Source organism: Tsukamurella asaccharolytica, assembly GCF_007858435.1.
Lineage (GTDB): Bacteria > Actinomycetota > Actinomycetes > Mycobacteriales > Mycobacteriaceae > Tsukamurella > Tsukamurella asaccharolytica.
In genome coordinates, this window is sequence record NZ_VIGW01000001.1 from 270319 (window position 1) to 291969 (window position 21651).

21 protein-coding genes are annotated in these 21651 nt (G+C 71.0%); 13 read left to right on the plus strand and 8 right to left on the minus strand.

Annotation, left to right across the window (positions count from 1 at the left end; all coding sequences use genetic code 11):
• Positions 1 to 20 precede the first annotated feature (20 nt).
• The 7 genes from FK529_RS01270 (at position 21) to FK529_RS01300 (ending at position 7336) form a co-directional block, all read left to right on the plus strand.
• Complete coding sequence (locus FK529_RS01270; RefSeq protein ID WP_146559497.1) at positions 21 to 950, plus strand: Zn-ribbon domain-containing OB-fold protein; 930 nt, start codon at positions 21 to 23, stop codon at positions 948 to 950.
• Positions 947 to 2026 carry a thiolase family protein gene (locus FK529_RS01275; protein WP_146558831.1) on the plus strand — a complete coding sequence of 360 codons (1080 nt, stop codon included), beginning with the start codon at positions 947 to 949 and terminating at the stop codon, positions 2024 to 2026. The genes FK529_RS01270 and FK529_RS01275 overlap by 4 nt, the downstream gene beginning before the upstream one ends.
• Positions 2026 to 3198: a thiolase family protein gene (locus tag FK529_RS01280; RefSeq protein WP_146558833.1), complete on the plus strand. Its 1173-nt coding sequence runs from the start codon at positions 2026 to 2028 to the stop codon at positions 3196 to 3198. Before FK529_RS01275 ends, FK529_RS01280 begins: the two co-directional genes overlap by 1 nt.
• A gap of 80 nt (positions 3199 to 3278) precedes the next feature.
• Positions 3279 to 3971, plus strand: coding sequence for a FadR/GntR family transcriptional regulator (locus tag FK529_RS01285; protein ID WP_146558835.1), 693 nt, complete (start codon positions 3279 to 3281; stop codon positions 3969 to 3971).
• Positions 3968 to 4723: a creatininase family protein gene (locus FK529_RS01290; protein WP_205124343.1), complete on the plus strand. Its 756-nt coding sequence runs from the start codon at positions 3968 to 3970 to the stop codon at positions 4721 to 4723. Before FK529_RS01285 ends, FK529_RS01290 begins: the two co-directional genes overlap by 4 nt.
• A 92-nt stretch (positions 4724 to 4815) precedes the next feature.
• Entirely contained in the window at positions 4816 to 5787 is a 972-nt protein-coding gene (locus tag FK529_RS01295) for a CE1 family esterase (RefSeq protein WP_146558837.1), read from the plus strand.
• A 64-nt stretch (positions 5788 to 5851) separates the two neighbouring features.
• Positions 5852 to 7336, plus strand: a complete 1485-nt coding sequence (locus tag FK529_RS01300) for an AbgT family transporter (RefSeq protein ID WP_146558839.1) — start codon at positions 5852 to 5854, stop codon at positions 7334 to 7336.
• Positions 7337 to 7354: 18 nt separating this feature from the next.
• Here FK529_RS01300 and FK529_RS01305 read toward each other — a convergent pair whose 3' ends face one another.
• Together FK529_RS01305 and FK529_RS01310 are read right to left on the minus strand one after the other, a co-directional pair.
• Positions 7355 to 8494: an MFS transporter gene (locus tag FK529_RS01305; RefSeq protein WP_231702866.1), complete on the minus strand. Its 1140-nt coding sequence runs from the start codon at positions 8492 to 8494 to the stop codon at positions 7355 to 7357.
• A 254-nt stretch (positions 8495 to 8748) separates the two neighbouring features.
• Complete coding sequence (locus FK529_RS01310; RefSeq protein WP_146558841.1) at positions 8749 to 9972, minus strand: cytochrome P450; 1224 nt, start codon at positions 9970 to 9972, stop codon at positions 8749 to 8751.
• Between the two features lie 244 nt (positions 9973 to 10216).
• Here FK529_RS01310 and FK529_RS01315 point away from each other — a divergent pair, with 244 nt between their 5' ends.
• Positions 10217 to 11377, plus strand: a complete 1161-nt coding sequence (locus FK529_RS01315; RefSeq protein WP_146558843.1) for a steroid 3-ketoacyl-CoA thiolase — start codon at positions 10217 to 10219, stop codon at positions 11375 to 11377.
• Positions 11378 to 11381: 4 nt separating this feature from the next.
• Positions 11382 to 12368, plus strand: coding sequence for an NAD-dependent epimerase/dehydratase family protein (locus tag FK529_RS01320; RefSeq protein WP_146558845.1), 987 nt, complete (start codon positions 11382 to 11384; stop codon positions 12366 to 12368).
• Positions 12369 to 12451: 83 nt separating this feature from the next.
• On the opposite strand, the gene FK529_RS01325 is transcribed toward FK529_RS01320, so the two are convergent.
• Together FK529_RS01325 and FK529_RS01330 are read right to left on the minus strand one after the other, a co-directional pair.
• Complete coding sequence (locus FK529_RS01325) at positions 12452 to 13357, minus strand: SDR family oxidoreductase (protein ID WP_146558847.1); 906 nt, start codon at positions 13355 to 13357, stop codon at positions 12452 to 12454.
• A 29-nt stretch (positions 13358 to 13386) separates the two neighbouring features.
• Positions 13387 to 14184: an SDR family oxidoreductase gene (locus FK529_RS01330; protein ID WP_146558849.1), complete on the minus strand. Its 798-nt coding sequence runs from the start codon at positions 14182 to 14184 to the stop codon at positions 13387 to 13389.
• 105 nt (positions 14185 to 14289) lie between these two features.
• Here FK529_RS01330 and FK529_RS01335 point away from each other — a divergent pair, with 105 nt between their 5' ends.
• Genes FK529_RS01335 through FK529_RS01350 form a run of 4 tightly spaced genes read left to right on the plus strand, consistent with a single transcriptional unit; the run spans position 14290 to position 17793 of the window.
• On the plus strand, positions 14290 to 15132 hold the full coding sequence (locus FK529_RS01335; RefSeq protein ID WP_146558851.1) for an enoyl-CoA hydratase family protein: 843 nt from the start codon (positions 14290 to 14292) through the stop codon (positions 15130 to 15132).
• Positions 15129 to 15998 carry a CoA transferase subunit A gene (locus FK529_RS01340; protein ID WP_146558853.1) on the plus strand — a complete coding sequence of 290 codons (870 nt, stop codon included), beginning with the start codon at positions 15129 to 15131 and terminating at the stop codon, positions 15996 to 15998. Before FK529_RS01335 ends, FK529_RS01340 begins: the two co-directional genes overlap by 4 nt.
• Positions 15995 to 16738: a CoA-transferase subunit beta gene (locus FK529_RS01345; RefSeq protein ID WP_146558855.1), complete on the plus strand. Its 744-nt coding sequence runs from the start codon at positions 15995 to 15997 to the stop codon at positions 16736 to 16738. Before FK529_RS01340 ends, FK529_RS01345 begins: the two co-directional genes overlap by 4 nt.
• On the plus strand, positions 16735 to 17793 hold the full coding sequence (locus FK529_RS01350) for an NAD(P)H-dependent flavin oxidoreductase (RefSeq protein WP_146558857.1): 1059 nt from the start codon (positions 16735 to 16737) through the stop codon (positions 17791 to 17793). Before FK529_RS01345 ends, FK529_RS01350 begins: the two co-directional genes overlap by 4 nt.
• 30 nt (positions 17794 to 17823) lie before the next feature.
• Here FK529_RS01350 and FK529_RS01355 read toward each other — a convergent pair whose 3' ends face one another.
• Genes FK529_RS01355 through FK529_RS01370 form a run of 4 tightly spaced genes read right to left on the minus strand, consistent with a single transcriptional unit; the run spans position 17824 to position 21554 of the window.
• Complete coding sequence (locus FK529_RS01355; protein ID WP_146558859.1) at positions 17824 to 18987, minus strand: acetyl-CoA C-acetyltransferase; 1164 nt, start codon at positions 18985 to 18987, stop codon at positions 17824 to 17826.
• The gene (locus tag FK529_RS01360) at positions 18984 to 19589 is read right to left on the minus strand and encodes a TetR/AcrR family transcriptional regulator (protein WP_146558861.1); all 606 of its coding nucleotides are present in this window, start codon (positions 19587 to 19589) and stop codon (positions 18984 to 18986) included. The genes FK529_RS01355 and FK529_RS01360 overlap by 4 nt, the downstream gene beginning before the upstream one ends.
• Entirely contained in the window at positions 19582 to 20370 is a 789-nt protein-coding gene (locus FK529_RS01365) for an SDR family oxidoreductase (RefSeq protein ID WP_193559645.1), read from the minus strand. The genes FK529_RS01360 and FK529_RS01365 overlap by 8 nt, the downstream gene beginning before the upstream one ends.
• Entirely contained in the window at positions 20367 to 21554 is a 1188-nt protein-coding gene (locus tag FK529_RS01370; RefSeq protein ID WP_146558863.1) for an acyl-CoA dehydrogenase family protein, read from the minus strand. Before FK529_RS01370 ends, FK529_RS01365 begins: the two co-directional genes overlap by 4 nt.
• Positions 21555 to 21651 lie beyond the last annotated feature (97 nt).

Consider the following 21651-nt stretch of genomic DNA (forward strand, 5'->3'; position numbering starts at 1 on the left):
CGCAGACTCTCTCGGCGCCGATGCACCTGTCCTTCGACTACACCAGGTCACTCGGACCAGTCCTGGGTGCGTTCATGACGAACCTCCGGGAGCGCCGCATCGTCGGTACCCGGGACGCGGCCGGACGGGTGCACGTCCCGCCGCTGGAGTTCGATCCCGACACCACCGCCGCTCTCACCGAGATCGTTCCGGTCTCCGACTCCGGCACGGTGACCAGTTGGACCTGGAACGCGCACCCCGTCGACGGGCAGCCCTTCGACCGACCCTTCGCCTACGCCCTCATCAGGCTCGACGGTGCCGACACCTCCCTCCTGCACGCCGTCGACGTCGCGGGTCCCGAGGACATCACGACCGGCATGCGGGTGCACGCCCGCTGGGCCGCGGAGACGACCGGTGCCATCGGCGACATCACGCACTTCGTCCCGGGCGAGGGCGACGGGGTGCCCGAGGTCGCCTTACCGCCGGGCGAGCCGATCGAGATCCTCACCACCCCCGTCGCGCTGCGGCTCGAGCACTCGGCCTCCGTGCCGGAGACCCGGTACCTGCGGGCTCTCGCGGAGGGCCGGCTGCTGGGTCAGCAGTGCGGGACGTGCGGCAATGTCTACGTCCCGCCCCGCAACGCCTGCCCGATCGACGGCGTCCCCACGACGGAGGAAGTGGACCTCCCGGACACCGGCGTGATCACCACCTTCTGCGTGGTCAACGTGCCCTTCCAGGGGCAGCGGATCAAGCCTCCGTACGTCGCCGCCTACGTCCTGATCGACGGTGCCGACATCCCGTTCCTGCACCTCGTCCTCGGCTGCGACCCGTCCGAGGTGCGGATGGGCATGCGCGTGCGGGCGGTGTGGAAGCCGCGCGAGGAGTGGACCGAGAGTCCCGGCAACATCTCGCATTTCGAACCGACCGGTGAGCCGGACGCCCCCTACTCCAGTTACGAGAAGCACCTGTGAGCACACGCACCTGCACCGATCCGGACGGCTCCGTCGCCGTCGTCGGCTATGCCGCCACCCCGTGGCTTCGCGCCGCGCAGACCACCACCAACGGCGTGGAGATGCTGATCCCGCTGTTCGCCGACGTCTTCGCCCAGACCGGACTCACCAAGTCCGACATCGGCTTCTGGTGCTCCGGTTCGTCGGACTACCTTGCGGGCCGTGCGTTCTCCTTCATCGCGGCGATCGACTCCATCGGTGCGGTGCCGCCGATCAACGAGTCGCACGTGGAGATGGACGCCGCGTGGGCGCTGTACGAGGCATGGGTGAAGATCCGCACCGGCGAGGTCGACACCGCCCTCGTCTACGGCTTCGGCAAGTCCTCCGCCGGCGTCCTGCGCCGCACGCTCACCATGCAGCTCGACCCGTACACCGTCGCGCCGCTGTGGCCCGACTCGGTCTCCGTCGCCGCCCTGCAGGCCCGCGCGGGCATCGATTCCGGCGCGTGGACAGAGGCCGACATGGCGGCCGTCGCCGCCCGCAGCCTCTCCGACGCCACCGCGAATCCCTCGGCGCAGGTCTCGCGCACCGTCGACGCCGAGACACTCCTGGCCGAGCCGCTCTGGGCAGATCCGCTGCGCCGGCACGATATCGCGCCCGTCACCGACGGTGCCGCGGTCGCGATCCTCGCCTCCGCCGAACGCGCCCGCGAGATACGGGAGAACCCCGCGTTCATCACCGGCCTCGAGCATCGGATCGACTCCCCCGCCATGGGCTCGCGCGACCTCACCCTATCGCCGTCGACCACCGCCGCGGCGCGCGCCGCCGGAACGGACGGCGTGCAGGTCGCCGAGCTGCACGCCCCGTTCACGCACCAGGAACTCATCCTGCGCAGGGCGATCGGGCTCGGCGACGACGTCCGGATCAACCCGTCCGGCGGGGCGCTCGTGGGGAACCCGATGTTCTCCGCCGGTCTCGCCCGGATCGGCGAGGCCGCCCGCGCCGTGTGGAACGGCGACGCCGACCGCGTGCTGGCACACGCCACCGGCGGACACGCCCTGCAGCAGAACCTGATCGCCGTGATGGAGGCTAAGTGATGGCTCAGCCCACCGCCGTGCTCGGAACGGGCCAGACCCGGCACCGCGCCAAGCGCACCGACGTCTCGATGGCCGGCATGATCCGCGAGGCCGTCGACGCCGCGCTACTCGACGCCGGCACCACCATGGCCGACATCGACGCCATCGTGATCGGCAAGGCACCGGACATGTTCGAGGGCGTCATGATGCCCGAGCTGTTCCTCGCCGACGCGCTCGGTGCCGTGGGCAAGCCGCTGCTGCGGGTGCATACCGCGGGCTCGGTCGGCGGCTCCACCGCCGCAGTCGCCGCCGCCCTGGTCAAGTCGGGTGTGCACCGACGTGTGCTCACCGTGGCGTGGGAGAAGCAGTCGGAGTCGAACGCCATGTGGGCGCTGTCGATCCCGGTCCCGTTCACGGTGCCCGTCGGTGCCGGTGCCGGCGGCTACTTCGCCCCGCACGTCCGCTCCTACATCCGGCGCTCCGGTGCGCCCGATCACGTGGGCGCGATGGTCGCGGTGAAGGACCGGCGCAACGGCGCACGGAACCCGCTGGCGCACCTGCACCAGCCCGACATCACGCTCGAGTCCGTGCAGGCGTCCCGAATGCTCTGGGACCCCATCCGCTTCGACGAGACGTGCCCGTCGTCCGACGGCGCGTGCGCGATCGTCCTCGGCGACGAGGAGGCCGCGGCCGCATCGGAGTCGGCGACCGGGAATCGCGTCGGCTGGGTCCTCGCCACTGCCATGCGCACCGAGCCCCTCGCCTATGCCGGCCGCGAGCACGTCAGCCCCCGTGCGGGGCAAGACGCCGCCGCGGCGCTGTGGCGCGACGCCGGGATCACCGATCCCCTGCGCGAGGTCGACGCCGCCGAGATCTACGTGCCCTTCTCCTGGTTCGAGCCGATGTGGCTGGAGAACCTGGGGTTCGTCCCCGAGGGGCAGGGCTGGAAACTCACGGAATCCGGCGGCACCGAGATCGGCGGGGAACTGCCCGTGAATCCGTCCGGTGGCGTCCTCTCGTCCAACCCCATCGGCGCGTCCGGGATGATCCGGTTCGCCGAGGCCGCCAAGCAGGTCATGGGCCGCGCCGGGGACTACCAGGTCGACGGTGCCCGAAAGGCACTCGGTCACGCCTACGGCGGCGGCTCACAGTACTTCTCCATGTGGCTGGTGGGCGCGGACAAGCCCGTCTGACACCCCAGCGCCACCATCGCGCGCGGAGCTCGTCGATGTGACTCTTGACACATCATCTGACTAAGTGATTTAGTCACTTTATGAATCAGACGACGGGTTCCCTGTCCGAGCGGATCGCGGACGGCATCGTGGAGATCGTCCGCACGGAGGAGCTCCAACCGGGCGACGCGCTCGCGTCCTCTCGGCAGCTCGCCGAGCGCTTCGGCGTCACCACGCCGACGGTGCGCGAGGCGCTACGGCGGCTCGAGGCCATCGACGTGGTGCGCTTCCGGCACGGATCGGGGACGTACGTCGGCGACGGCGTCCGCCGCCGTGTGATCGGGAACCCGCACGCCCCGCGCGGTGACCTCCGCGCCGCTCTCGAACTCGCCGACGCCCGGCTGGCACTGGAGCCGTCGATCGCGGCCCTCGCAGCCCGGCACCGATCCGACGCCGATCTCGCGCGACTGGCCGCGGCGACCGACAACGCTCTCCGCCCCCCGGACGGCGTCGCCTCGCCCGACCTGCATTTCCATGTCGTCCTCGCGCAGGCTTCGGGCAACCGCCTCCTCGGCGAGACCATCGAGTCGCTCCTCGAGAGCCGCCGCCTCGACCAGGTCGAGATCCGCCATCGGTACGCCGACCGTCCCCGGGATCACGCCGAACACCTCGGCCTCGTCGACGCCGTCGGGGACCGCGACGAGCGGCTCGCGGAGAGCCTCACCCGGGACCACCTGCAGCACATCCGCGACGCGGTGGCCGACGCCCTCGCCGCGCAGGAGGCCGGCCGATGAGCAACCGACTCGCCTCCATGACGTCCGCCGAGGCGGGCAGCGCGGCGGCCGGCGACCCCGTCGTCCTCCTCGCCGCGGGCGCGCTCGAGCAACACGGGCCGGCCATGCCCCTCGGCACGGACACGATCCGCGCCGAGGCCGTCACCGCGCGCGTGGCGGACGACCTGGGCGATGCCGTCGTCGTCGGACCCACGATCCCGGTCGGCGTCTCGCCGCACCATCGCGGGTTCCCCGGCACCATGACGCTGTCCACGACGACCTTCGCCGCGGTCCTCACGGAGTACGTCGGCAGCCTCGCCCACCACGGATTCCGCCGATTCCTCGTGGTCAACGGGCACGGCGGCAACAACGCCGTCCTCGGCACGACCGCCCAGGACCTGCTCGGCACCCATCCGGACGTCGAACTCGCCTGGGTCGGCGTGTCCGCTCTGGCGAAGGACGCGGTCGCGCGCCTCGGAGTGAGCGAGGTCCACGGCCACTGCGGCGAGTCCGAGACGGCGCAGATGCTCCACGTGGCACCCGATCTCGTCCGGTCCGAACTCCTCGAGCCCGGCACCACGACCCTCGCCCAGATGGAGCCCGTCGCGCGCCTGTCCCGCACGCCCGGATTCAACCTCGCACTCGCCTGGGAGAGGTTGACGCCCAACGGCGTCCTCGGGGACCCGACCCGCGTCAGCGCCGAGGACGGACGACGCATCATCGACGAGTCCGTCACGACCCTCGCCCGTCTCGTCCGGGAGTGGCGCGCCTAGCCCTCCCCCAGATCAGCCACCCACACGCCCGGCGACCGCCGCCGGACGTCGGACGAGCGCGCCCGAGACCCGGTCGCGCGGAACGGAAGACCATGCAGAACCGTCGAGCCACACGCTGGGCCGCCCTCCTCGCCGCGGCCGCGCTCGCAAGTGTATCCGCGCCCGCCGGAGCGCAGCCCGCCGCTGCACCGCGCACCCCGCACCCGCCGCGATGCGACGGTGCCGGCGACGTCCGGCCCGGCGACACCGCCGTGCGGACCGTCGCGAGCGGGGACCGAACGCGCAGTTACCGGATCCACGTCCCGCGGGGCTCCGACGGCCGCACCCCGCTGCCCGTCGTGATCGCCTACCACGGCCGCGGCAGCACCGGGGCCGAGCTCCAGGAGTACTCCGGCCTCTCCGCTCTCCCCGCGATCACCGTGTTCCCCGAGGGCGTCGTGGGCACCGGGGGCGGCGAGCGCCAGGCCTGGCAGGGCGCGCCGTACGCGGCGCCGGGCGTCGACGACGTGGCCTTCACCCGGGACCTGCTCGACGACATCGAGCGGCGCGCGTGCGTCGACCGCGACCGGATCTACGCCACCGGTAAGTCCAACGGCGCGGGCCTCGTCAACCTGCTCGCGTGCCGACTGCCCGACCGGCTCGCCGCGATCGCGCCCGTCTCCGCCGCTGTGTACCCCGGAGCGAACGCCGGATGCGACCGGGCGGCGCCGAAACCCGTCCTCATCATGCACGGTGATGCCGATGCCACGATCCCGTACGGTGGCGATGCCGATCGGGGCCTCCCGGCGATCGACGCCTGGGCCGGCCAGTGGGCCGCGCGGGCCACCTGCGCAGCGGAGCCCCGGTCCGAGGATCTCTCGGAGGACGTCCTGCTCACCCGGTACCGCGGATGCGGGAACACCCCCGTCGAGATGATCACCGTGCGCGGTGGGGGCCACACCTGGCCCGGCGCCCTCGCCTACAGCGGCGGTGGCTACGTCACCCAGTCCGTCCGGGCCACCACCCTCGCCTGGTCGTTCTTCGAGAACAAGCGCCTCGCACCGTCGAACGGAGGAATCCGATGACCGTGCCCGACTCCTCGAGCAACCGCCCGTCGCGCCGGAACGCCTCCCCCGGATCATCCGGGCGATGGGTGTCATCGAGCGCGTGGGCAACGCACTGCCGCACCCCTTCTGGTTGTTCTGGATCCTCGCCGCGATTCTCGGCGTGGTCAGCGCCGTGATGGCGTCGATGGACGTCAGCGTCGTCTCCCCCGCCGACGGCAAGGAGGTGGTGGTCCGCAACCTCTTCTCGGGAGACGGCCTCGCCATGGCCGCGTCGACGATGGTCGAGAACTTCGCCGGCTTCCCGCCGATGGCGACGATCGTCGTGGTCATCATGGGTGTGGCGATCGCGGAGCGGAGCGGCTTCCTCGCCACCGGGATGAAGGCGGGCGTCTCCCGCGTCCCCGCCTCGTGGGTCATCTTCGCCGTCGCGTTCACGGGCACGGTCTCGCACGTCGCGTCGGCGGCGGCGTACGTGATCCTGGTGCCGTTGGGCGGCCTGGCCTTCCGCGCCGTCGGCAAGTCCCCGATCCTGGGCATCGTCGTCGCGTACACGTCAATCGCCTCCGGCTACGACGCCAGCCCGGTGCCGACTCCGAACGACGCGATCTTCGCGGGCATCACGCAGGCGGCGGCGCGGGTCATCGACCCCGACGCCGTGGTCACGCCGGTGAGCAACTGGTACTTCAACATCGGCTCCTCGCTACTACTGGCAATCGTGATCACCCTGGTCACCAAGCTCGTCCTGGCCAAGCGCCCCGACCTGGACGCCGATCCGGACGCGGACCTCAGCGACATGGGCACGCTCACGCTCGCACCCGCCGAGCGGCGGGCTTTGCGCCTGGCGGGAGCCACCCTTCTCGGCATCCTCCTGATCACCGCGCTGATCATGCTGCCCGAGGGGTCCCCGCTGCGCGGCGACAACGGCTCCATCACCGACTCGCCCTTCATGGAGGGCATCGCCGGCTTCGTGGCGGTCCTCTTCGGCGCCACCGGCGTGGTCTACGGCGTCGTCGCGGGCACGATCCGCACGCCCGCCGACGTCCCCGCCCTGATGGCGCAGGGCGTCAAGCAGATGGCCCCGGTCCTGGTGCTGTTCTTCGCGATCGCCCAGTTCCTGGCGTACTTCGACTGGACGCACATCGGCGACGTGCTGGCCGTCGAGGCGGCGGAGCTCATCAAGAACAGCGGCGTCCCCGTGGCGGTCGTCTTCCTTCTCGTCCTCGGCCTCCTGACCGTCGTCAACATCATGGTCACGAGTGGCTCCGCGATGTGGTCCATCGCCGCGCCTGTCCTGGTTCCCATGCTCATGCTGGTCTCGATCCCCGCGGAGACCACCCAGGCGTTGTTCCGCATAGCCGACTCGGGATCGACCGCGGTGACGCCGATGAGCCCTTACTTCATCATGGCGCTTGGCTTTCTGCAGCAGTACCGCAAGAAGGCGGGCATCGGCACCCTCGCGTCGTACACCCTGCCCCTCGCCATCGCCATGACGGTGTCCTGGACCGCATTGTTCTTCGTGTGGTGGGGGCTCGGCATCCCGCTCGGCCCGGGCGCTCCCGTCCGCTGACCGGCGGCGGGCGAGCACTCAGGCCCGCGGTCGGCCGAGCACCCCGCCGCCCACGATCGCCGCGGCCACGACGGCCGCGGCGAACCCGGCGGGACCCGCGGTCCCACCGAACCGGTCGAGGGCCACGCCGGCGCCGACGGGCCCCGCCACCGCGCCCACGTTGAGGGCCGCGGTGGCGTAGGACCCGGCCATGGTGGGCGCACGTTCCGCCGCGGACCCGATCGCGAGGGTGATCAACGCCCCGCCGACCGCGAACGCGAGCAGGCCGGCGACGGGCACGATCACCGGCAGGACGAGCCAGTCCCGACCACCGACGGCGAGCACCGTCCACGCGCTCAGCAGGAGCGGGGCGTACACGACGAGGAGGGCCCACGGGCTCGCGTCGGCGACCCGACCGACGAGCGCCACGCCGACGCATGCTCCGGCACCGAAGAGCATCAGCACCAGCGGGATCCACGCCGCTGACAGCACCTCCTCCACCGGGACGGCGAGGAAGGTCACGGCCCCGAAGGTGCCCGCGTTCACGAGTGCGGTGAGGACGAGCAGCGTCGCCGTCCGCCGGCCGCGCAGCGCGACCAGCTCGGCACGGAGAGCGGGTCGCTCGCCGCCGCCGGAATCGATCGGGCCGGCGGCGAGGATCGCGAGGAACGGCGGCACGCACAGTGCCGCGACCGACCAGAACAGGACCCGCCACCCCGCGGCGGCGCCGACGAGAGCGCCCGCGGGGACGCCCGCGACCATGGCGACGGTGGTGCCCGCGAGAAGCAGCGACAGCGCCCGCGCCCGCCGCTCGGGACCGACGGCCGCGGCCGCGGCGGTGAACGCGACGGCGAGGAAGCCGGCGTTGGCGACGGCGGCCACCACGCGGGTCCCGAGCAGCACGGGGAGGGACGCGGCCAGTGCACCGACGACGTGCGCCGCCGCGAACACCGCAAGGAAGCCGAGCAGGGCGGTGCGGGGCGGCCACCGTCGGGCGAGGGCGGCCGTCGCGGGGGCACCGAGGACCATCCCGACCGCGAACGCGGAGACGAGGCTCCCCGCGGCGGACGGAGCGACCGCCAGGTCCGCGGCGAGTGCCGGCAGCACGCCGGCGAGCATGAATTCGGAGGTACCCATCGCGAAGACCGCGAGGGCGAGGAACAGGACGAGCCGAGGCACGGGGGACTCCTGGGACGAGGAAACGAGGGCATCGTCTCCGGTCGCCACGGCCGACTCGGACCGGCGGATCAGCGCACGACGGCGCGGCTCTGCACGGGGCCGACGGCGGGACCGGCGACCCCGACCTCATGCGATTCCGGTGTGCTCACGTCGCTCAGGCTAGCCCCCGGCCGCCGACGAGCGCCACCGGAATACGCAGCGCCCGGCAACGACGAAGCCCCCGGGACGTCCGGGGGCTTCGCAGAGGTGAGCGCCTACTCGTAGGCGACCTTCCAGTGCTTGATGCCGTTGAGCCAGCCGGACCGCAGGCGCTGCGGGGGCTCGAGTTCGCGCAGGTTCGGCATGACGTCCGCGATGGCCTTGAACATCAGGTCCATCTCGAGACGGGCGAGGTTCGCGCCGACGCAGTGGTGCGTGCCCGAGCCGCCGAAGCCGACGTGCGGGTTCGGGTCGCGCAGGATGTTGAAGGTGTAGGGATCCTCGAAGGCGTCCTCGTCGAAGTTGGCCGAGGCGTAGAACAGCGCCACGCGCTGGCCCTTCTTGATCGTCTGCTCACCCAGTTGGACGTCCTCGAGCGCGGTCCTCTGGAACACCGACACCGGCGTCGCCCAGCGCACGATCTCGTCGGGTGCGGTGCGCGGCCGCTGCTCCTTGTAGATCTCCCACTGCTCGGGGTAGTCGACGAAGGCCTTCATGCCGTGGCTGATCGCGTTGCGCGTGGTCTCGTTGCCGGCCACTGCCAGCAGGAGCACGAAGAACGCGAACTCGTCGCTGCCGAGCCCGTCGCCGTCGATGTCCGCCTGCACGAGGGTGGTCACGATGTCGTCCATCGGACACTTCCGCCGCTCCTCCGCGAGGTTCCACGAGTACCCCGTGAACTCGGTCATCGCCGTGAGGTAGTCGCCCTCGAATTCGGGATCGTCGTACGCCATCATCGAGTTCGACCAGTCGAAGAGCTTCTTGCGGTCCTCCTGGGGCACGCCCAGGAGTTCGGCGATCGCCTGCAGCGGCAGCTCACTGGCGACCTGCTCGACGAAGTCACCGCCGCCGGCCTTGCGGGCCTCGTGCACGATCTGTTCGGCCCGCTCCGCCAGCGCGTCGTGCAGGGACTGCACCGCCTTCGGCGTGAAACCGCGCGAGATGATGCGTCGCGTCTTGGTGTGCTGCGGCGGGTCCATGTTGAGCAGCAGCATGCGCTGCATGTCGATCTGCTCGCGCTCGATCTCGGGGCCGAACCGGACGATGGCGCCGTTCTCCCAGTTCGAGTACTGCTTCGGGTTCCGGGAGACGGCCTTGATGTCCTCCAGCTTGGACACCACCCAGAAGCCGCCGTCGTCGAACCCCGTGGTGCCGGGCGGAATGTCCTGCCACCACACCGGCGCCGATCGCCGCAGCTCGGCGAACTCGGCCTCCGGTCGCCGCTCCGACCACAGATCGGGGCTGGTGAAATCGAACCCCGCGGGGAAGTGCACGCTCACGCCGCCTCCTCAAGCGTCTCCACCCGACCCCTGGCCAGGCGTATCTGAAACATGTTCTACTCATTGAAGCACAGACTGTCCGCCCGTGAGCTAGATTGCGAAGGACGCTCGTTGCACAGCAGTTACACAGGACGAATCCGTCGCGGCGCCACCGCATGAGGCTCGACAAGGCCGGAGTTGCGCGCCACAATCGAGAACGCGCTCTACCCGCTGGGTCGAGCCGAGAATGTGAGGAACGATCGATATGGGCATCCCCGTCATCGTCGACGCCGTCCGCAGTCCCATCGGCAAGCGGGGCGGCTGGCTCAGCGGACTGCATCCCGCCGAGCTCCTCGGAGGCACCGTCACGGCACTCCTCGAGCACGCGGGCCTCGACCCCGCGCAGGTCGAGCAGGTCATCGGCGGCAACGTCACCCAGGCCGGCGAACAGGCCGGCAACGTCACGCGCACGGCGTGGCTCAACGCCGGCCTGCCCGAGCTGACCGGAGCCACCACGATCGACGCGCAGTGCGGCTCCGCGCAGCAGGCTACCGGCCTGATCGCTGGCCTCATCGCGACCGACGCGATCGAGGTCGGCGTCTCGTGCGGCGTCGAGTCCATGAGCCGCATCCCACTGGGCGCGAACCGGCCGGAGGGCCTCGGTAACTCCCGGCCCCCGTCGTGGACCATCGACATGCCCAACCAGTTCCTCGCCGCCGAGCGGATCGCCGAGCGCCGCGGCCTGACCCGCGAGGACATCGACGCCTTCGGCCTCGCCTCGCAGCGCAAGGCCCTGCAGGCGTGGGCGGAGGGCAGGTTCGATCGCGAGGTCGTCTCGCTCAAGGCACCCGCGATGGCCGACGGTGCGCCTACCGGCGAGACGATCGAGGTCTCCCGGGACCAGGGCCCGCGCGAGAGCACCGCGGAGGGGCTCGCCAAGCTCAAGCCCATGCTCGACGAGGGCCGACACACCGCGGGAACCTCCTCCCAGGTGTCCGACGGTGCCGCCGCCGTCCTACTCATGGACTCCGATCGCGCCGCCGCGCTCGGCCTCAAGCCGCGGGCCCGCATCGTCTCGCAGGCCCTCGTCGGAGGCGAGCCCTACTACCACCTCGACGGCCCGATCCGCGCCACGGAACGCGTTCTCGAGCGCTCCGGCCGCTCACTGAGCGACATCGACCTGTTCGAGGTCAACGAGGCCTTCGCCTCCGTCGTGCTGTCCTGGCAGCAGGTGATCGGCCCCGACCCGGACAAGGTCAACGTCAACGGCGGCGCCATCGCGCTGGGCCACCCGGTGGGCTCCACCGGCGCGCGCCTCATCACCACCGCGCTGCACGAGCTGGAGCGCCGCGACGCATCGACGGCCCTCATCGCGATGTGCTGCGGCGGCGCGATGGCGACCGGCACCATCATCGAGCGGATCTGACCGGATGCGTGTAGCAGTCACCGGCGCGGCCGGATTCGTCGGCGGGAACCTCCTGGAGCAGCTCACCGAGCACGGCCACGAGGTGGTCGCCATCGACCGCACCTCGTCGCCGCACGCCCCCGAAGGCGTGCGCTGGGTGCAGGCCAGCGTGCTCGAACCGGCCGAGATGCGATCGGCACTCGAGGGCGTCGAGGTGGTCTATCACCTGGTCGCCATGATCACACTGCGGATGCAGGACGAGGCCGCGTGGCGGCTCAATACGGAGGGCGTGCGCGTCGTGGCGCGCGCGGCGCTGGACGCGGGCGTGCGGAAGATGGTGCACCTCAGCTCTATCCATGCCTTCGACCAGGACCTCGTCGACGTCATCGACGAAACCGCGCCGCGATCGGTCCGAACCGAGATCCCGGTCTACGACCGGTCCAAGTGGGCGGGCGAACAGGAGCTGCGCAAGGTCGTCGACGACGGCCTGGACGCCACGATCTGCAACCCCACCGGCGTGTGGGGCCCCGTCGACCACGGCGCCGCACTCTCGCGACTGAACCGGCTCGCATACACCGCTGCCCGCGGCCGGATGCCGGCATTCGTCTCCAAGGCCGGCTTCGACCTGGTCGACGTGCGCGACGTGGCGACAGGAGTGATGCTCGCGGCGGAGAAGGGGCGTACGGGCGAGAACTACCTGCTCGGCGGTGAGTTCGCGCCGATCATCGACGCCATGCGGCTCTCCGCGCAGGCCGCGGGGAAGGCTGGGCCACGGATCGCCGTGCCGATCGGCGCGCTCGCCGCGATCATGCCGTTGCTCGAGCCCATCAGTGCCCGGCTCGGCTCGGACGTGCTCTCGAAGGCGGCGCTCGGGCCCCTCTTCGCGTCCCCCCTGGTCGACATCAGCAAGGCGCGCAACGAGCTCGGCTACGCGCCGCGCTCCATGGCGACGACCGCCACCGACCTGGTGCGCTTCTTCGCGGAGTCCGGCCGTCTCGGCGATCCGTCCTGAGCCGACTCCGCACTTCCTCTGACGACGCCGCCTGCCGCACAAGGTGCCGCATCCCTGCGCGGCCGGCGTCGTCGTGTTCGCCATCAGGCTCCGTAGACGGGCTCCGGTGTCTGCGCCTCGTCGAGGAGCGTCCGCACCACGCCACCCAGCTCCGCCGGGTCCCACCGCGCTCCCTTGTCGCGCTGCGGGCCGTGTCGCCAACCCTGTGCCACCGAGATCTTGCCACCCTCGACCTCGAAGACGCGGCCCGTGACATCGGCGGACTCGGTGCTGCCGAGCCACACCACCAGCGGCGAGATGTTCTCGGGCGCCATCGCGTCGAAGCCGCCCTCGGGTGCGGCCATGTCGTCAGCGAAGGTCACCTCGGTCATGCGGGTCCGAGCGGCGGGCGCGATGGCATTGACCGTGATCCCGTAGCGGCCCATCTCGGCGGCGGCCTGGATCGTCATCTCGGCGATCCCCGCCTTCGCGGCGGCGTAATTGCCCTGGCCGATGCTGCCCAGCAGCCCCGCACCTGAGCTGGTGTTGATCACCCGAGCGTCGGGTTGCCGCCCGGCCTTGGACTCGTCGCGCCAGTAGCCCGCCGCGTGCCGCAGCATCGCGAAGTGCCCCTTGAGGTGCACGCGGGTCACCGCATCCCACTCCGCCTCGGACATGTTCACCAGCATCCGGTCGCGCAGGAAGCCGGCATTGTTCACGAGCACGTCGAGCCGCCCGAACTCGTCGACGGCGCTGCGCACCAGCGCCTGTGCGCCGTCCCAGTCCGCGACGTCAGAGGCGTTCGCGATCGCGCGGCCGCCCGCGGCACGGATCTCGTCCACGACCTGCTGCGCCGGGCCTGACGAGGCGTCCGCACCGTCGAGTCCGACGCCGTAGTCGTTGACCACGACTGACGCGCCCTCCGCGGCAAAGGCGAGCGCGTGTGCGCGGCCGATGCCGCGCCCCGCGCCGGTGACGATCACGACGCGACCGTCGACGATTCCTGACATTATTCGTTCTCCTTGTTGGTGATTCGGATCTATCGGGCGTCGCGGTCGGCGTTCGCCGCGGACAGGAAGGCGGGGCGCTCGCCGCCGCCGTGGACGAGCAGGGTCGCGCCGGTGACGTACGACGCGAGCGGCGAGGCGAGGAACGCGGCACAGGCACCCACCTCCTCCGGCTCGGCCAGCCGGCCGAGGGGCACGGTCGCGCCGATCGCGGCGATCCCGGCGTCGTCGCCGTAGTGCTGCTCCGCCGCTTCGGTGCGCACCATGCCCACGTCGAGCGCATTCACCCGCACGGCGGGCGCCCACTCCACCGCGAGAGACCCGGTGAGCGAATCGAGTCCGGCCTTCGCGGCCCCGTAGGCGGCGGTGCCGGGCGACGGCCGGGTGGCGCTGACGCTCGAGACGTTGATGATCGCGCCGCCGCCCACCTCCTGCATCACGGCGTTCGCGTGCTGCGCGACCAGCAACGGCGAGAGCAGATTGAGCCCGACCACCTTCTCGTGGAAGCGAGGCGATGCGGTCGCCGCGTCCGAGAACGGCGCGCCGCCGGCATTGTTGACCAGCACGTCGAGCCGGCCGTGCCGCTCGACGATGCCCGCGATGAGCGCTTCGACCTGCTCCGGCGCGCGAACATCGGCGGCAACGAACTCGGCAACGGCACCGTCGGCCTCCACCGCATTCGCCGGCGCCCGGCGTGCGCACACGACCACCGTGGCGCCCTGCCGGAGGAAGACACGGGCGATGCCGGCACCGATCCCCCGAACGCCGCCGGTGACCAGCACCACCGCGCCGTCGAGTCCGAGATCACGCCCCGCGGGTGCGTTCGACACAAGAATCACCACTTCCCATTCCGGCTGACCGGGCTTCAGTGGTAGCGTACCAAGCAATTGCTAGGTTTAGATCACGTTCTACCTGTCTACCTCGAAGGAGTCGGTGTGCCTTCACCGATCACTACTACCGTTGACGAGCCCGGGATCCACATGGTCACCGTCGACGCGCCGCCCGTCAACGCACTCACCGTGCAGGGCTGGTTCGACCTCGCGAACGCGATCGCGGAGGCCGGCCGCGACCCCTCGTGCCACGTCGTCGTGGTGCGCGCGGCCGGCCGGGGCTTCAACGCCGGCGTCGACATCAAGGAGATCGACGCCGCGCAGGCAGCCGGCGACGGCTACGGCGCGCTCATCGGCGCCAATCAGGGATGCGCCGCGGCCTTCTCCGCGGTGTACGACTGCGCCGTGCCCGTGATCGTCGCGGTGAACGGCTTCTGCCTGGGCGGCGGTATCGGCCTCGTCGGCAATGCGGACGTGGTCGTCGCGTCCGACGACGCGACCTTCGGCCTGCCCGAGGTGGACCGCGGGGCGCTGGGCGCCGCCACCCACCTCGCCCGACTAGTGCCACAGCACCTCATGCGCACGCTGTACTTCACGGCCGGCACGGTGACCGCTCAGCAGTTGCACCACTTCGGATCCGTGTACCGCGTGGTGCCGCGCGCCGAGCTCGACGACGCCGCGCTGGAGGTGGCGCGGGCCATCGCCGCCAAGGACACCCGCGTGATCCGCAAAGCCAAGGAGGCGATCAACGGGATCGACCCGGTGAACGTCCACACGAGTTACCGGTTCGAGCAGGGCTTCACCTTCGAACTCAACCTCGCGGGCTACTCGGACGAGCACCGGCGGGAGTTCGTCGCCACCGGCCGCACCGTCGGTGACGCGTCCAGCGCCGGGAGCGGAGCGAGCGAGCGACCCGTATCCGACGACGCAGCACAGGAGAACGCATGACCGACAAGATCATGACCGCCGAGCAGGTGGTCGCCGAACTCGAGGACGGCATGACGCTGGGCATCGGCGGGTGGGGCTCGCGGCGCAAGCCGATGGCCCTGGTGCGCGCGATCCTGCGTTCGGACCTGAAGGACCTCACCGTGGTCTCCTACGGCGGGCCCGATGTCGGCCTGCTGGCCGCGGCGGGGAAGATCCGTAAGCTCGTCTTCGGCTTCGTCACCCTGGACACCGTGCCCATCGACCCGAACTTCGCGCGCGCCCGGCAATCCGGCGCCATCGAGGTCGCCGAGTGGGACGAGGGCATGTTCGCCGCGGGCCTCAAGGCCGCGGTGCAGCGCCTGCCCTTCCTGCCGATCCGCGCGGGCCTCGGTTCGACGGTGATGGACGTCAATCCCGACCTGCGCACCGTCGCCTCGCCCTACGCCGACGGCGAGGAGCTGGTGGCCGTGCCGGCGCTGCGCCTCGACGCCGCACTGGTCCACCTGAACCGCGCCGACGCGCGTGGCAACGCCCAGTACCTGGGACCCGATCCGTACTTCGACGACGACTTCGCCCTCGCCGCCGATCGCTGCTACGTCTCGTGCGAGCGGATCGTCTCGACCGAGGAGTTGGCAGCGGGCGGACCCGTGCAGTCGCTGCTCATCAACCGCAGCGCCGTGACCGGCGTGGTGGAGACGCCGAACGGCGCGCACTTCACCACCGCCGCGCCCGACTACGGGCGCGACGAGAAGTTCCAGCGCTACTACGCCGCGAGCGCAAAGGACCCTGCGGCGTGGGCCGCGTTCGAGCAGCGCTTCCTCTCCGGCGACGAGGCGCACTACCAGGCTGAAGTGGCCGCGTGGGCGGCGGAGGAGACGACCAAATGACAGACATCACCCGCGCCGAGGTCTGCGTGACCGCGATCGCCGACCTGTTCCGCGGCGACGGCGAGATCACCGCGAGCCCGATGGGCCTGATCCCGTCGCTGGGCGGGCGCCTCGCCCGCCTCACGAGCGCCCCCGATCTCCTGCTCTCCGACGGCGAGGCCTACCTCGTCGCCGACGCCGCGAACCCGTCCGCGGGCATCGAGGGGTGGCAGCCCTTCAAGAAGGTGCTCGACGTGGTGGTTCCGAACGGCAAGCGTCACGTGATCATGGGCGCCAGCCAGATCGACCGGTACGGCAACCAGAACATCTCCGCGATCGGTGAGCACCGCGCACCGACGCGCCAGTTACTGGGCGTGCGCGGCGGGCCCGGGAACACCGTGAACAACCGGACGTCGTACTGGATCCCGAAGCACTCCACGCGCGTCTTCGTGGAGTCGGTCGACGTGGTCAGCGGCGTCGGCTACGACCGCGCCGCTGCGGCGGGACCGTCGGCCTCGCGGTTCCACGACATCCATCGCGTGGTCACCGATCTCGCCGTGCTCGGCTTCGGCGACGACGGCGCGATGAGGCTCCTGTCCGTGCACCCGGGCGTCACCGAGGACCAGGTCCGCGAGGCCACCGGCTTCGTCCTGGCCGGCACCGGTGTGCCCGAGACCCGGGTGCCCGACCCCGAGGAGCTCGACCTGATCCGCACGGTGGTCGATCCGAAGAACCTGCGCAGCAAGGAAGTACCGGCATGACCCTGCGGACCCGCTTCACCGAGCTCGTCGGGGTGGAGCACCCCGTCGTTCAGACCGGCATGGGCTGGGTGTCCGGCGCCCACCTGACGGCGGCCACCGCGAACGCGGGCGGCCTGGGGATCCTGGCCTCCGCCACGATGACCTACCCCGAACTCGAGGCGGCGATCCGCAGGACCAAGGAGCGGACCGACAAGCCCTTCGGAGTGAACCTGCGGGCCGACGCGGAGGACGCGCAACAGCGCGTGGACCTGCTCATCCGCGAGGGAGTGAAGGTCGCTTCGTTCGCGCTTGCACCGAAGCCGGACATGATCGCCAAGCTCAAGGACGCCGGACTCGTGGTGATCCCGTCGGTCGGTGCGGCACGGCATGCGGAGAAGGTCGCCTCGTGGGGCGCGGACGCCGTGATCGTGCAGGGCGGCGAGGGCGGCGGCCACACCGGCGGGGTCGCCACCACGCTGCTGCTGCCCTCGGTGCTCGACGCCGTGGACATCCCCGTCGTCGCCGCGGGTGGCTTCTTCGACGGTCGCGGCCTCGCTGCGGCGCTCGCCTACGGCGCGTCGGGGGTCGCCATGGGCACCCGCTTCCTGCTCACCCGCGACAGTCGGGTCCCCGACTCCGTGAAGGCGGAGTACCTGCAGCGCGGCCTCGGCGACACGGTGGTCACCACCAAGGTCGACGGGATGCCGCACCGCGTCCTGCGCACCGCGCTGGTGGACGCGCTGGAACGCTCCCACGGTGTGGCGACGCTAGCCCACGCGGCGGTGAACACCGTCCGCTTCCAGGCGCTCACGGGGGTGTCCTGGAAGGGCCTCGTGAGCGAGGGACTGGCCATGAAGAAGGGCGGCGACCGCACGTGGAGTCAGCTCATGATGTCGGCGAACACGCCGATGCTGCTGCGCGCCGGCCTCGTTGAGGGCAACACCGACGCAGGCGTCCTCGCCTCGGGCCAAGTGGCCGGAATCATCGACGACCTGCCGAGCGTGGCCGACCTGATCGAGCGGATCGTCGCCGACGCGGAGTCACGGATCGACGAACTCGCCCGATTGCGCGCGTGATCCGCACGGGCCGCCGCGACGACCCACCTGTCAGATCCGCTCGATGATCGTGACGTTGGCGGTGCCCCCGCCCTCGCACATCGTCTGCAGGCCGTAGCGGCCGCCGCGTCGCTCGAGTTCGTGCAGCAGGGTCGTCATCAGCTTGGCCCCCGTGGCGCCTAGCGGATGCCCGAGGGCGATGCCACCGCCGTTGACATTGACCTTCTCGTGCGGGAATCCCAGCTCGTCCATCCACGCGAGCGGCACCGAGGCGAATGCCTCGTTGCACTCGAACAGGTCGATGTCGGCGACCGTCAGCCCCGTCTTCTGCAGGGCGTACTGCGTCGCGGGAATCGGGCCTGTGAGCATCCACACCGGGTCCGCGGCGCGTACGGAGATGTGATGGACACGCGCCCGGGGCCGCAGCCCGTGGCGCTGCACGAAGTCCGCCGACGCCAGCATGACCGCGGCCGCGCCGTCGGCGATCTGGCTGGCGACGGCGGCGGTGATGGCGGAGCCCTCGGCGAGCGGGGCGAGTCCGGCCATCTTCTCCAGAGTCGTACCGCGCCGGGGCGTCTCGTCGACAGCGAAGTCCTCCACCGGTGCGATCTCGGCCTCGAACCGGCCCTCGTCGATCGCGGCGATCGCCCGTTCGTGGCTCGCGAGCGCGAACTCCTCCATCCGGGCGCGGGAGACGCCCCACTTGGCGGCGATCATGTCGGCGCTCGTGAACTGGGAGACCTCGACGTCGCCGTAGCGCTCGCGCCAGCCTACCGAGCCGGAGAACGGGTCGTCGAAGCCGTACTCACGGCCGGCCAGCATGGCGGCGCTGATCGGAATCGCGCTCATGTTCTGCACGCCGGCGGCGACGACCGCATCCGCGGTGCCGGAGAGGATGGCTTGCGCCGCGAAGTGGACGGATTGCTGGCTCGAGCCGCATTGCCGATCGACGGTGACTCCGGGGACCTGCTCCGGCAGGCCGGCGGCGAGCCAGGACGTGCGGGCGATGTTGCCCGACTGCGGGCCGATCGTGTCGCAACAGCCCATGATCACGTCGTCGACGAGTTCCGGGTCGACGCCGGATCGCTGGACCGAGGCGCGCAGGACGTGCGCGCCGAGGTCGGCGGAGTGCACCGTCGACAGGGAACCGCCGCGCTTGCCGGTCGGTGTGCGGACGGCGTCGAGGATGTAGGCGCCGGGGGCGAGGTCGGTCATGGATGCTCCTTCTGGGGGCTGGCGATCCCGTGCTCGAGGATCGTGAGGTACTGATCGGCGACCGTGTCGACGGACAGTTGCCCGCCGGGCCGGTACCACCGGACCGCGACCCAGACGGTGTCGCGGAGAAAGCGATAGGTGACGTCCACGTCGAGATCCGCACGGAAGTCGCCGGATTCGATGCCGCGCGTGATGATGCCGCGCCACATGGAACGGAACTCCTGCACGAAGTCGGCGAGGTAGCCGAAACGCGTCTGCTGGGCGAGTCCGCGCGCCTCCGCCTGGTAGATCGCGACGGCGTCGGGGCTCGCGTCGATCGCGGCGAACGAGGCGATGACGCAGCCGCGCAGCTGGTCCCGCGGCCCGTCGGCCGCGGCGAGGACGGCGCGATACTCGCCGAAGAGCCGGTCGAGGAAGTCCTGCAGGACCTCGTCGAGCATCGACTCCTTGGAGTCGAAGTGGTGGTAGAGACTCCCCGAGAGGATGCCCGCGGCGTCGGCGATGTCGCGCACCGTCGTCGCACGGTAGCCGTTCTCGGCGAACAGCTTCGCGCTCAGGGCGAGGACCTCCGCGCGGCGCGCGGACGGGTCCGGCTTAGGCATGCTGACTGCTCACCGAGACCACCTCTCCGGTCATATAGGAACTGTAGTCGGAGGCCAGGAAGACGATCACGTTCGCGACCTCCCAGGGCTCGGCGGCCCGGCCGAAGACCTCGCGGCGCGAGAGCTCGTCGAGGAGTTCGTCGGAGGTGACCTTCGCCAGGAAGGCGTGCATGGCGATGCTCGGCGAGACGGCGTTGATCCGCACGCCGTGCGGTGCCGCGTCGACGGCAGAACAGCGCGTGAGCGCCATGACACCCGCCTTGGCGGCGGCGTAATGCGCCTGTTCCGCCTGCGCGCGCCAGCCGATCACCGAGGCGTTGTTGACGATCACACCGCCGCCACCCTGCGCGATGAATCGGTTGATGACGGCGCGGGTGGCACGGAAGGTGCCGGTGAGGGTCACGTCGAGCACGCGGGACCACTGCTCGTCGGTCATGTCCTGCACGGCGACGCTGCCGCCGAGACCGGCGTTGTTGACCAGCACATCGATTCGCCCGTAGCGCTCGGCGGCACCGTCGAGCAGGGCCTGAACCTGCTCCTCGACGGTGACGTCGCAGGTGATCGCGTACACCCGGTCGCCGAACTCCGCGGCGAGCTCGTCCCGCTTCTCCCCCAGGCGCCGCTCGTGCCAGTCGGAGATCACCACGCGGGCGCCCTCCTCGAGGCAGCGCCGCGCGGTCGCGGAGCCGATGCCGGTGCCGGCGGCGGCCGTCACGACGACGACCTTGTCGTCGACGAGGTTGCGTCCCTGTGGGTACGAGGGTGCGGGTATGGCGCTCACGGGCGGGCCTCTCTCGGCAGGCCGAGCACGCGCTCGGCGATGATGTTGCGCTGGATCTCATTGGAGCCGCCGTAGATCGTGTCGGCTCGGGTGAACAGGTAGAGGCGCTGCCAGTCGTCGAGTTCAACGGTGCCGGAGGCGCCCGATCCGGGACTGTCGGCGAGCAGGCCGGCGGCGCCGCGCACCGTCATCGCGATCTCGCCGAGCCGGCGATGCCAGTTGGCCCACAGCAGCTTCGCGACCTCCGCAGTGCCGGTCTCGGCGGAGCCGAGCGTGCGGAGGGCGTGTGCCCGCATGACGTCGAGTTCGGTCCACGCGCGTCGAAGCGCGTCGGCCACCTCGGGGCGGTCGGCCGCGCCGGTATCGAGGGCGAGGTCGGTAAGGGTCTGCAGTTCGCGGCGGAAGCCGATCTGCTGGCCGAGGGTGGCGACGCCGCGCTCGAAGGCGAGTGTCCCCATGGCGACCCGCCAGCCCTCGCCGGGCTCCCCGACCACGTTGGCGGCGGAGGTGCGGGCACCGTCGAAGAACACCTCGTTGAACTCCGAGGTGCCGGTGAGCTGCACGATCGGCCGGACTTCGACGCCCGGCTGGTCCATGGGGACGAGCAGGTACGACAGGCCCTTGTGCCGTGCGGAGCCGGGCTCGGTGCGGGCTACCACGAAGCACCAGTCGGCGACGTGCGCGAGGGAGGTCCAGACCTTCTGCCCGGAGATGACCCAGTCGTCGCCCTCGAGGCGCGCCGTGGTGCTGACGTTCGCGAGGTCCGAGCCGGCGCCGGGTTCGGAGTAGCCCTGGCACCACAGCTCGCGGACGTCGCGGATGGGAGGCAGGAAGCGTGCCTTCTGCTTGTCGGTGCCGAACGCGATGAGAGTGGGGCCGAGCAGCTCCTGGCCGAGGTGCGAAACCTTCGCCGGCGCGCCGGCGCGGGCGTACTCCTCGTGAAAGATCACCTGCTGCGCGATGCCGGCCCCGCCGCCGCCGTTCTCCGCCGGCCAGCCGATGCAGTTCAGTCCGGCGGCGGCCAGGTGCCGCTCCCAGGCGATCCGTTCGTCGAAGAACTCGTGCTCGCGCCCGGGGCCGCCAGCGCCACGGAGCCCGGCGAACTCGCCGGACAGGTTGGTCTCGAGCCAGTCGCGGATCCGCGCCCGGAATTCCGCGTCCGTCTCGCCGCTCGCCGTGGCCACGGCACTCCCTTCGCCATTCCACCAAGCAATTGCTTGGTGGAATCAGGTTACACAGACTCGACTCGCACTGTAACGTGTTCTACCAAGCACTTGCTAG